We start from the raw sequence: 10,377 nt of genomic DNA on the forward strand, positions 1-10,377 counted from the left end.
TATAAGAGACCGGGCCTAGGGCGGGCCACGCTCTCGGCGGAGGCCATCGAGACGGGCGAGCCCGGGGACGGCACGGCGCAGGCGCGGCACTACCGGGACGAAGCGCTGGTGCCCGGCATGGCGGGCCCGGAGGGGCGCACGGTGTCCGTGGGCGTTCTGCAGCCCGCGTCCCTCGGGGGCCGGCCCGCGCAGCGGATCCGCGCGGAGCTGGACGGCGTCGGAGGTCCGACGCAGCTGGTGGCGTGGTTCGTGCCCCGGGGGGAGTGGGTGTACCGGATCGTCATCACCTGGCCCCGGGGCTACTCCGGCTACGCGCGGGTGGTGGAGCGGATGACGGCGGACGTGCGCTTCGAGGAGCCCGCGGGCCTGCGGGTCGCCCGGGCGCGGGCGCTGCTGGTGCCGGGCGTCGCGGGGCCGCTGCGCGAGCTGGGGCACGCCCTGCGGCGGTGGGGACTGCCGGCGGACGCGGTGGAGCCCCTGGCCTCGGCGGTGCGGCTGGCGCCGGCGCATGTCGATACGCGGGTGGAGCTGGCCCGCGCGTACTTCGAGTCCGGTCAGGTGGACGAGGGCTGTCACGCCGCGGCGGAAGCGCAGGTGTACGGACCGTCCGACACGGGGGCGCTGGAGGCGGGCGTGCGGTGCGAGCTGGCACGAGGGGACACCGCGCGGGCCCTGCTCCGGTTGGAAGAGGCCCGCCGCGTGGATCCTCGAGACCCGCGACTGCGCGCGGCCGAGGGGGCGTTGAAGGCGGCGCTCGAAACCCAGGGGCGGTAGGCGCGGTCATGCAATCCCCGCGGTCCGCAGCCGTTCTCCTCCTGCTGATCCCCGGAGCTTCGCGCCCATGATTGCTTCCACCCGGTTCCTGCTTCCGCTGCTGTGCACGGCGCTCCTCGGTGTCCGGGCCTCCGCCGCCACGCTGGACGAGCCCATCGCGACGTTCGTGAAGGACACGGGCTTCCACGGCGTCATCCTCGTCGCGCGTGGTGGCACCGTGCTGCACCACCAGGCCTACGGACACGCGGACCTGGAGGCGGGCACGCCCACGACGCAGGGCACGCGCTACGAGCTGGGCTCGGTGTCGAAGTTCGTCGCGTCGCTCGTGGTGCTGAAGCTCGTGGACGAGGGGAGGCTGGCCCTGTCCCGGCCCCTCGTGGAGGTGCTTCCCACGTACCGTCCGGACACCGGCTCCCGGCTGACGCTGCACCACCTGCTGTCGCATACGAGCGGCCTGCCCAACGACGTCATCAGCGCGTTCCGCAAGGATCCGGAGCTGGCCCGGCGGACGCTGTCCCTGGATGAAGCCGTCACGCGCTACGCGAGCGGGGACCTCCAGTTCGAGCCCGGAGGTCGCTTCGACTACGCGCACTCTCCGGGCCCTGCTCGCGCCCCTGAAGCTGAAGGACACGGGCACCTTCGTGGGGGACTTCACGGACGTGCCCTCCAGTGCGCGCGGCTACGAAGCGCTCCAGCCCGCGCCGAAGCGCAAGTCCGTGCCGATGCCGGAGTTCATGATGTGCGCGGGCGGGGCCTACAGCACCGCGAAGGACCTGCTCACGCTCACCCGCGCGCTCTCGCAGGGGCAGCTGCTGTCCGCCGCGTCGCTCAAGCACCTGTCCACGGTCTACGTCGCGGACGAGGGCTACGCGTATGGCGGGCGCCTGCGCTCGATGTCGCTCGGGGGCAAGGAGCATCCGGTGCTCTGGCTCAGTGGCTCCAATGGCCCCTTCAAGATGCGCCTCAGCCGCTCCGCCGCGGACGACCTCACCGTCATCCTCCTGATCCACACGAACGCGGACCTGGGGCGGATGGGCGCCGTGTCGGAGGCGCTGCTCCAGGCCCTGGCGGCGAAGCCTCCGCGCGGGTGACGGCCCACTTCAGCGCTCGCCAAACGGGCGCACCGTGAGCCCCGCGCTCAGCATCGCTTCGTCGCGCCGGCCGAGCCCCGCGTCCCCGCGCACGCCGGTGGCCGCGAGGCGCAGGGACACCGGCGCGTCGTTGACCGCGAGGAGCACGTGCTCCACCGCGACGTCGCCCCGCACCCGGAAGTGCGAGCCGCCGTCGAAGTCGAAGCTCCAGCCCGCGAGCCCCGTCACGCGCAACGCCCACCGCCCGTCTCGCGTCTCCCACCCCGTGTCGAGCAGCAGCGACGTGAAGGGCGACAGCTCATGCGTGGTGCCGTCCCGCCCGTGGCGCAGGGCGTGGCTCGCGGCGGGGCCCACGGCCAGCCAGCCCCATTCGGTGTTCGTGCGGACGGGGTCCAGCAGCAGGCCCACGCGGCCCGTCTCCAGCGTCCAGCCCGACCCCTCCCAGACGCGCCGCTCCAGGTGCGCCGCGCGGAGGGCCAGCGCCACGTCGAAGGGGAAGGGGATGCGCCGGGGGCGCCCGATGGAGACGAGGATGTTGCCTTCGTCGACGTGCCTTCGCAGCAGCCCCTCGTAGCCGGTGAAGGTGAGCCCCTTGCGCGCGCCGCCCCAGGCCTCCGTCACGAGCAGGCGGTGCGAATCGAACCACCGTGACTCGGCCTTGCTGCCGCTCGAGCGCTCCACGCGCACAAGGAGGCCCGTGCGCAGGAGCAGCGCGGGGTCCCCGTCCTGCATGTGCAGCGCGGTGCCCAGCACCCACCCGGTTCCCGGGTCGAAGCAGGTGGGGAACGTCTCCCCGGAGTCCGTCCGACCCTGACAGGACATCGCCGGGTCGGGCAGGGTGCTCAGCAGCAGGGCCAGCGCGAGCGCGACCATCGCGCCTACCCCTTCCTGTCATGCGCGACCGGGGCGGAGCGCCTCGCCGGGGCCCACAGCGAGAAGCGCAGTCCCGCCTGCGCGGACCACTCCCAGCCCGCGGGCGCGTTCGCCACGTCGTCGCGCCACGTGCCGCGTCCGTCCAGCGTCAGGCTCACGGGCTGGTCGTTGATGGCCAGGGCAATCACTTCATAGCCCGCGCGCAGCCGCAGCCGTTCCGGGCGCAGGGGGCGGCCCTCCACGCGCTCCGCGAGGAGGATCTTCTGGGCCTCCACTCCGAAGAGCAGGTGGTGGAAGCCGTCCCGGTCCAGCGTGAGGTCCCCTTCCAGCGCGGCGCCGGGCACGAGCGTGGCGAAGCCGTTCGTCCGGTCTCGCTCCAACGTCGGCCCCGCGCGCACGCGCACGTAGGAGACGAGGTCCCTCGAATGCCACAGGTCCAGCGTCGCGTACGTGGAGCCCAGGGCCAGGAAGTCCGCCTTCACGCCCTCGCGGCGGACCTGCTCCGCGTGGAGCATCTCCATCCAGAAGCCCAGGTTGGCGAAGACGTCGAAGCGCCGGGGCTTGCCGTAGAAGGTCGTCACCCGGAAGAGCGGCTCGTCGCGCTCGCTGCGGAAGTCGTAGCGCAGCAGCGTGGCGTCGAACGACGAGGCGTCCCCCAGGTACAGCTCCGCGTCCAGGAGCGTCATCCGGTGGAGCCGCCCCGTGTCTCCCGGCCACTCCAGGTCCACGCCGAAGTCCACCCGGACGCGGTCATCGCGGCCTGACGTTTCGTGCAGCCAGCGGGGAGCCCAGGCTCCTCCCACGCGGATCCGCCGGTGCAGATCGAAGTTGTACTGCAACACCCGCCCGCGCTCGTCGCGGTACCACCCCGGCGGGGCCTCCGCGATGGCGGGCACCAGCCGGTAGCCGCGCGCCACCTCCGGAGACAGCATGTCGTAGCACCCGTTCACCCGGGCCAGTCGCTGGCCTGTCTCATGTCCCTCCGCATCCAGCTCCCACGTGGGGGTGACCAGGCACTCCTTCTTCGACTCGTCGCACCGGGCGCGCCACTCGCCCGACGGGACCGCGGGCGTGGGGGGCAGGCTCACGCACAGCACAGGCCTGTCGAAGGGCTGGCGGGGCGAGTCCGCGCCCGGGACGGGCACCTGGAGATCCCACACCTTGGGAACGGGCGTCGCCACGACCTCCGCAGGCGGCGCCGGCACCGCTTCCTGTCGCTCCTCCGTCCGGGGGGCCTCCTCCTGTGGCGGGGCCTCCGGCACCGTTGCCTCCGGCGTCTCCACCTGCCCCAGGAGCAGGGCACAGCCCAGGGTCACCGCTGAAACGAGCATCGCGTCTCCTCGACGGGGGCCCCGCGCTCCGGCCGCGCGGGTGCACCTTGCGACGGTCCGCCCTTACAAGGCGCGTGCCCTGACGGGCGGACGGGCTGTTCAGTGGCCGGCCCCGGCCGACTGTGCAGGCGCCTGCACACCGCCTGCACACCGCCTGCACACGGAAGCGGCACGACTGACGCGAGAATGGCGCACTCCTGCGCAGGTCGGTCGACCGGCGGGGGTGGGGGGGATATAAGCCCCCCGGCCCCGTGCCGTGCACGGAGGGCCCGTCCCGGACGACGAAGGAGCACGTGCGCGTGGCAAGCGACGGCGAACAGACCCCGCAGCGGGAACAGACCTTCACCCAGGCCATCCTCGGTGAGGAGACCCTGACGACGACGTGGGGCAAGAAGTGGCTGGCCCTGTCCTTCAGCGCGCGCGTGGTCCTGGCGACCGCGGGCTTCGCGGCGCTGCTCTTCGTGCCGTACCTGGGCGCGGTCGGCCTGTGGGACCCCTGGGAGACCCACTACGGCGAAGTGGGCCGGCAGATGATCCAGCGCAGCGACTACGTCTATCCCTTCTGGGAGAACGCGTGGTTCTTCTCCAAGCCGCCCCTCACCATGTGGATGCAGGCACTGGGGATGAACCTCGTCGGTGCCCTCCGGGGTGACGGCGCCATGGGGCTCTACACGGAGTGGGGCATGCGCATGCCCTTCGCGCTCCTGAGCATCGCCGCCGTGTCGCTCCTGTCCCTGGCGGTGGCGCGGGTGGTGGGCATGCGCGCGGGGCTCGCCACGGGCTTCGTGCTGGCCACCATGCCGCTGTACTTCCTGCTCACCCGGCAGACCGTCACCGACACGCCCTTCGTCACCACGTTCGTGTGCGCGATGGCGTGCGCCATCATCGGCCAGCTGGACGACACGACGAAGCACCGCGCGGGCTGGTGGTACGGCTTCTATGTCTTCGCGGGGCTCTCCACGCTGGCCAAGGGCCTGCTGGGCGTGGGCCTGCCCGCGGTCATCCTGGCGCTGTACGCGGTCGCCGCCGTCATCCCGTGGGACCGCGAGAGCCTGGAGGCGCACCTGCGCTGGCTCACCCGCGGCGACTTCCGGGCCGAGGTCCGCGCGGGCACCCGTCCCATGCCGGTGCTGTGGGCGCAGATGCACCGGATGAAGCTGGGCACGGGCATCCTCGTGTTCTTCGCGGTGGCGCTGCCCTGGTACCTGACGCTGTCCCTCTTCGACAGCGTGGACGACGAGGGCAAGCTGTTCTGGTACCGCTTCTTCGTCCACGACCACCTGAACCGCCTCACCGCGGGCGTGCACACCACCACGCCGGGCGGGTCGTTCACCTACTTCATCGAACAGGGCGGCTTCGCCATCTTCCCGTGGGTGGCGCTGCTGCCGGGCGCGTTCGCGGTCGTGTCGCGCCTGAAGCTGCGCTCGCGCGACAAGGCGGACCACCTGGCGCTCATCGCCGTCATCTGGGTGGCGTTCGCGTTCTGGCTGCTGGCCTCCAGCGCGACGAAGTTCCACCACTACGTGTTCCCGGTGCTGCCGGGCGTGGCCGTCCTCATCGCGCTGTTCGTGGACCGGCTGTGGCGCGACGGCATCTCCGAACACGCGGTGAGCCTCATCTTCGGCGGGGTGCTGTTCGTCCTCGTGGGCAAGGACCTGGCGGAGACCCCCAAGGACTTCACCGACCTGTTCGTCTACAACTACGACCGCCCCTATCCGCAGGAGCTGGTCACCCGGCCCATCGCGTTCTTCTCCACGCGCCCCTTGTGGATGGGCGACCTGGTGACGCTGGTGCTGCTGGCCTTCGGCGTGTACCTCGCCTTCGAGGCGTTCTCCTCCAAGGACCGGCCCGCGCGCCCGGCCGCGGCGCGCACGCTGGCGCTGGGCCTGCTGCTCACCGGCGTCGCCTCGCTGGTCGCGGTGGCCACGCAGGGACAGGTGTCCGCGATGGGCCTGTGGGGCCTGTCGCTGGTGGTGCTGTCGGGCTTCCTCTTCTGGCAGGCGTCGCGGCCGGAGGAGGCGCAGGGGCGCACGGTGCTCCAGGCGGTGGCGGGCCTGCTGGTGCTTGCGGGCGTGATGCTGGCGGTGCGCGGCCTCAAGGGCCCGGCGGCGTCCGACGCGCTCTTCAAGGTCTTCACCGGCACCATCAACGTGAAGGTCGCCATGGGCTTCGCGTTCAGCGTGGCCGGCATGCTGCTGGTGGTGGCCGCGTTGCAGCGCTCGCGCGTGCTGCTGTTCAGCACGTTCTGGGCGCTGGCCGCGGGCTTCGCGCTCTGGTTCAACTGGGGCCACTGGGTGGACCTGTCCCACCACTGGACGCAGCGCGACCTGTTCTGGCGCTACTACGCCCAGCGCCAGGCGGGGGAGCCCATCGTCGCGTACATGATGAACTGGCGCGGGGAGACGTTCTACTCGCGCAACACGGTGGAGCAGTTCCGCTCCGGTGACGCCAACACGCGCATGCGCGCGTACGCGGCGCGGCCCGGGCGCGAGTGGGCGCTGGTGGAGCACACCCGCGTCTCCCTGCTCCGCAGCGCCGTGGGCACCGACAAGACCGTCACCCTCATCGACCGGGACATCAACAACAAGTTCGTGCTGGTGACCATCGATTGAGCCGCCCCCTCCCGACGCCGCACGCGGAGCTCCCCGCCGAGGGCGGCATCCGCGTGCGCGGGCTCGCCAAGCGCTTTGGCGCGCGCACCGCCGTGGAGGACCTCACCTTCGACGTGCGGCCTGGAGAGGTGTTCGGCCTGCTGGGCCCCAACGGCGCGGGCAAGACGACGACGGTGCGGATGCTGACGGGCCTGCTCCGTCCGTCCAGCGGCGACGCCAGCGTGTGGGGTCACTCCGTCACGAACGACGGCGAGTCCCTGCGCAAGGTGGTGGGCCTGCTCACGGAGCAGCCCGGGCTGTACGACAGGCTCACCGCGCGGGAGAACCTGCGCTTCTTCATGAAGCTGCATGAGCTGGATGAAGCCACCGCGTGGCCCCGGGCCCGGCACTACCTGGAGCGCTTCGGGCTGGGCGGCCGCGAGGACGACGCGTGCGGCAGCTTCAGCAAGGGCATGCGCCAGAAGCTGGCCATCGTGCGCACGCTGGTACACGACCCGCGCGTCATCTTCCTGGACGAGCCCACGAGCGGCCTGGATCCGGAGTCCGCGCGCACCGTGCGCGACGCGGTGGCGGAGCTGGCCTCCGAGGGGCGCACCATCGTCCTGTGCTCGCACAACCTGGCGGAGGTGGAGCGGCTGTGCGAGCGCGTGGCCGTGGTGCGCCGCCGCCTGCTCGCGCTGGGGCCCGTGCGGGAGCTGCGCCGCGCGGGGCAGGCGCTGGACGTGCGCGTGGAGGGTGACGCGGAGGCGTTCCGCCCCGCCCTGGCCCGGCTGCCCTTCGCGCCCAACGTGCTGCTGGAGGGCGGGCGCCTGCGGGTGATGCTGGCGGACGAGGCCCAGGCCCCGGACGTGGTGGCGTGCCTGGTGGGCGCGGGGGCGCGCGTGCACAGCGTGGTGCCGTCGCAGCGGCCGCTGGAAGAGGTGTACCTGGACCTGCTCAAGGACGAGGGGGCATAAGGGCATGGCGTTCCGGCCGCGACGCGCGATGGCGGTGTTCTGGAAGGACTCGCTGGACCTGCGCAAGAACGTGGGCCTGCTCTTGTCCATGGCGGTGCTGCCGCTGGTGATGGTGACGGTGCCCATTGGCGTCGTGTGGACGTACGTGTCGCAGCCGGACCACTCGGACCTGCGCACGGTGGCCCTCTTCTACGACCCCACGCTGCCCCTGGGCGCGAGCGCGGCGCGCTTCCTCATCGACAAGTCGCTCACCGACTGGTTCGGCATGTTCCTGGTGATGCCCGTCTTCATCCCCATCCTCATCGCGTCCCAGAGCGTGGCGGGGGAGAAGGAGCGCCGCACGCTGGAGCCCCTCTTGGCCTCGCCCGTGTCGGCCGCGGAGCTGGTGGCGGGCAAGAGCCTGGCGGCGCTGGTGCCCGCGGTGCTGATGACCTGGTTCGCGTTCGCGCTGTTCTGCGTGGGCGTGGACATCGTCGCGTGGCCGCTGGTGGGAGGGCCCCTGATGCCCAACGCGCTGTGGGGCTTCGGCGTGTTCGTGCTCGCGCCGCTGTTCGCCTTCTTCGGCAACGGGGTCGCGGTGCTCATCTCCGCCCGGGTGAGTGAGGCGCGCATGGCGCAGCAGCTGTCCGCGCTGGTGGTGCTGCCCCTGGTGGGGCTGGTGGGCGGACAGGTGGCGGGCGTGCTCAAGGCGGGCCTGGGGTACTACGCCATCCAGGGCGCCGTGGTGCTGGTGCTGGACCTGGTGCTGCTGGCGGCCAGCATCCGGCTGCTCGACCGGGAACGTCTGGTCAGTCGCTGGGGTTGAACCACGGGCGGTCCTGCACCGGACTCCTGGACGGCGGCCAGACGGGCGGGCGCCCGCGAAGCTGTTATGTTCCGGGCAGGACGCTGGTGGAAGCGGATCGCGCTTTCGTGCCGGTGGCCATGCATTTAGGGGTTGGGGTTACGGATCTTTGAAGTCCTGCCGCCCACGCGGCCACGGAGGCGCTGAACAGACATGGGGATCTTCGACAGCATCAAGGGCGAGGCGAAGCGGAACTTCATCGCCCGGGCGGACGAGGCGAAGGGCGAGATCGTCTACAAGTATCCGGAGAAGAACGTCCGGATGATGACGCAGCTCACCGTCGACGCGGACGAGGTGGCGCTGTTCGTCAAGGACGGCAAGGTGGAGGGCAAGCTGGGGCCCGGCCGGCACTCGCTGGACACCAGCAACATCCCGTTCCTGTCGCGGCTGATGGAGGGCTTCACCGGCGGCAACATGTTCATGGCGGAGATCTTCTTCGTCTCCACCCGCGAGCACACGGGCGTGAAGTTCGGCGGCCCCATTGGTGACGTGCGCGACCCGGAGACGGGCCTGGGCATCGGCACCATGGTGTACGGCGACTTCTCCATCCGCGTGACGGAGCCGGAGAAGCTGGTGGTGGGCCTGGTCGGCATGGGCCGCGCGAGCAACGAGGAGTTCCTGGGCTGGTTCAAGGGCCAGGTCCTCAAGGTGACGCGCGACCGCACCGCCGAACTGCTGGTGAAGAAGAAGTGGCCGCTCCTGGACGTGACGAGCGGCGCCTACGTGGAGGAGATGGAGACCGAAATCCTCGCCGGCCTCAAGCCGCACGTGGACAGCTACGGCCTCACCATCGTCCGCATGGGCAACTTCCATGTGAGCATCAAGCCCGAGGACGAAGTCACGCTGAAGAAGCTGTCCAAGGACGTCGCGTACTCGCGGCTTGCCGGCGGCTTCCAGCAGTACGCGCAGGGCCAGGCGATGCTCGGCGCGTCCGAGGGCATGGCCAAGGGCGGTGGCGGCTCCGACGGCGCACTGCAGGGCATGGGCATGGGCATGGGCTTCGGCATGGCCCAGATGTTCTCCAACCAGCAGCAGCAGCAGCAGCGTCCCGGGCAGCCCACCGAGCAGGTGGTGGCCACGGCGAACACGGGTGACACGCGCAGCCCCGCGGTGCGGCTCAAGGAGATCAAGGAGCTGAAGGACGCGGGCGTGCTCTCCGACGAGGAGTACGCCGCCAAGCGCGCGGAGCTGATGAAGCTCCTGTAGTCCCCCGCCTCGCGGGCGACACCTGAAGGCCCTGTCTCTCCCCCCATGCGGAGGTGGAGGCGGGGCCTTCGTCGTCTCAGGGGGCGGGCTTGCCGGGCCCCGCGAGGCGCAGGTGTTCGTGCAGCGTCTCCGCGCGCAGGTAGAGGAACTGCACGTCGCCGAAGGCCAGCGTGGCGCCGTCGTGGAGCATCACCTGGGCCTTGAAGCCCAGGGGCGCGCCGTTGATGAAGGTGCCGTTCATGGACTGGGCGTCGCGCACGGAGAAGTCCCCGGCGGTCGCGTTCCAGCGCAGGGTGGCGTGGTGCTGGGAGACGGAGGGCTCCGGCACCGCGAGGTCGCACGAGTCGGTGCGGCCCACGGTGAACTCCTCGCCGTCCTGCTTCGGCTGGAGGAAGTGCACCTCCAGGTTGTCGAAGTCGCGCAGCATGGTGAGCAGCCGCTCTCCCATGCGCGAGCGGTGCGCCATGCCCACCGTGCGCGCGCCGATGAGGGCGGGCGCCAGGTCGCGGAAGAAGGCCTCCACGGGCTGCTGGATGAGGGCCACGGTACCGGACGCGGCCCGGAAGGACTCCAGCGAGGCCCCGGCGAAGGGACGGAGCTGATTCACGGACACCATGGCCCGGAACCCTACGTGCAACCGGCGGGGACGGGAAGGGCCGTCCGGGGCGCGTGGCCGGGCCGGCTCAGGGG

Annotated in this window: 9 protein-coding genes and 1 pseudogene; 7 read left to right on the plus strand and 3 right to left on the minus strand. The window is 71.4% G+C overall.

Going from position 1 to position 10,377, the window contains the following annotated elements:
• The 3 genes and pseudogenes from D7X12_RS34310 to D7X12_RS34320 form a co-directional block, all read left to right on the plus strand.
• A partial coding sequence (locus D7X12_RS34310; protein WP_369333662.1) for a tetratricopeptide repeat protein occupies positions 1-774 on the plus strand: 774 nt, incomplete at its 5' end.
• A gap of 67 nt (positions 775-841) precedes the next feature.
• Positions 842-1,303: pseudogene (locus tag D7X12_RS45415) on the plus strand (serine hydrolase domain-containing protein); the annotation flags it as partial.
• Complete coding sequence (locus D7X12_RS34320; RefSeq protein ID WP_120629428.1) at positions 1,296-1,865, plus strand: serine hydrolase; 570 nt, start codon at positions 1,296-1,298, stop codon at positions 1,863-1,865. The pseudogene D7X12_RS45415 and the gene D7X12_RS34320, both read left to right, overlap by 8 nt.
• Positions 1,866-1,874: 9 nt before the next feature.
• On the opposite strand, the gene D7X12_RS34325 is transcribed toward D7X12_RS34320, so the two are convergent.
• Both D7X12_RS34325 and D7X12_RS34330 read right to left on the minus strand, forming a co-directional pair.
• The gene (locus D7X12_RS34325) at positions 1,875-2,738 is read right to left on the minus strand and encodes a hypothetical protein (protein WP_120629429.1); all 864 of its coding nucleotides are present in this window, start codon (positions 2,736-2,738) and stop codon (positions 1,875-1,877) included.
• Positions 2,739-2,743: 5 nt separating this feature from the next.
• Complete coding sequence (locus D7X12_RS34330) at positions 2,744-4,069, minus strand: hypothetical protein (RefSeq protein ID WP_120629430.1); 1,326 nt, start codon at positions 4,067-4,069, stop codon at positions 2,744-2,746.
• Between the two features lie 299 nt (positions 4,070-4,368).
• Here D7X12_RS34330 and D7X12_RS34335 point away from each other — a divergent pair, with 299 nt between their 5' ends.
• The 4 genes from D7X12_RS34335 to D7X12_RS34350 all read left to right on the plus strand — a co-directional run bounded on the left by D7X12_RS34335 (position 4,369) and on the right by D7X12_RS34350 (position 9,687).
• Positions 4,369-6,681, plus strand: coding sequence for an ArnT family glycosyltransferase (locus D7X12_RS34335; protein ID WP_120629435.1), 2,313 nt, complete (start codon positions 4,369-4,371; stop codon positions 6,679-6,681).
• Positions 6,678-7,637 (plus strand): ABC transporter ATP-binding protein, encoded by a 960-nt coding sequence (locus D7X12_RS34340; RefSeq protein ID WP_120629431.1) that lies wholly within the window; start codon positions 6,678-6,680, stop codon positions 7,635-7,637. Before D7X12_RS34335 ends, D7X12_RS34340 begins: the two co-directional genes overlap by 4 nt.
• Positions 7,638-7,641: 4 nt before the next feature.
• Positions 7,642-8,442, plus strand: a complete 801-nt coding sequence (locus tag D7X12_RS34345; protein WP_120629432.1) for an ABC transporter permease subunit — start codon at positions 7,642-7,644, stop codon at positions 8,440-8,442.
• A gap of 192 nt (positions 8,443-8,634) precedes the next feature.
• Positions 8,635-9,687: an SPFH domain-containing protein gene (locus D7X12_RS34350; RefSeq protein WP_120629433.1), complete on the plus strand. Its 1,053-nt coding sequence runs from the start codon at positions 8,635-8,637 to the stop codon at positions 9,685-9,687.
• Positions 9,688-9,763: 76 nt separating this feature from the next.
• Here D7X12_RS34350 and D7X12_RS34355 read toward each other — a convergent pair whose 3' ends face one another.
• A complete protein-coding gene (locus D7X12_RS34355; RefSeq protein WP_120629434.1) occupies positions 9,764-10,303 on the minus strand; it encodes an FHA domain-containing protein in 540 nt (179 codons plus the stop codon).
• Between the last annotated feature and the right edge of the window lie 74 nt (positions 10,304-10,377).

Source organism: Corallococcus sicarius, assembly GCF_003611735.1.
Taxonomy (GTDB): domain Bacteria; phylum Myxococcota; class Myxococcia; order Myxococcales; family Myxococcaceae; genus Corallococcus; species Corallococcus sicarius.

Excerpts from the sequence above, each read along its gene's own strand:
- D7X12_RS34350 (WP_120629433.1), top strand. The coding sequence starts at position 8,635 with ATGGGGATCTTCGACAGCATCAAGGGCGAGGCGAAGCGGAACTTCATC.
- D7X12_RS34330 (WP_120629430.1), bottom strand. The coding sequence starts at position 4,069 with ATGCTCGTTTCAGCGGTGACCCTGGGCTGTGCCCTGCTCCTGGGGCAG.
- D7X12_RS34320 (WP_120629428.1), top strand. The coding sequence starts at position 1,296 with ATGAAGCCGTCACGCGCTACGCGAGCGGGGACCTCCAGTTCGAGCCCG.
- D7X12_RS34325 (WP_120629429.1), bottom strand. The coding sequence starts at position 2,738 with ATGGTCGCGCTCGCGCTGGCCCTGCTGCTGAGCACCCTGCCCGACCCG.
- D7X12_RS34345 (WP_120629432.1), top strand. The coding sequence starts at position 7,642 with ATGGCGTTCCGGCCGCGACGCGCGATGGCGGTGTTCTGGAAGGACTCG.
- D7X12_RS34355 (WP_120629434.1), bottom strand. The coding sequence starts at position 10,303 with ATGGTGTCCGTGAATCAGCTCCGTCCCTTCGCCGGGGCCTCGCTGGAG.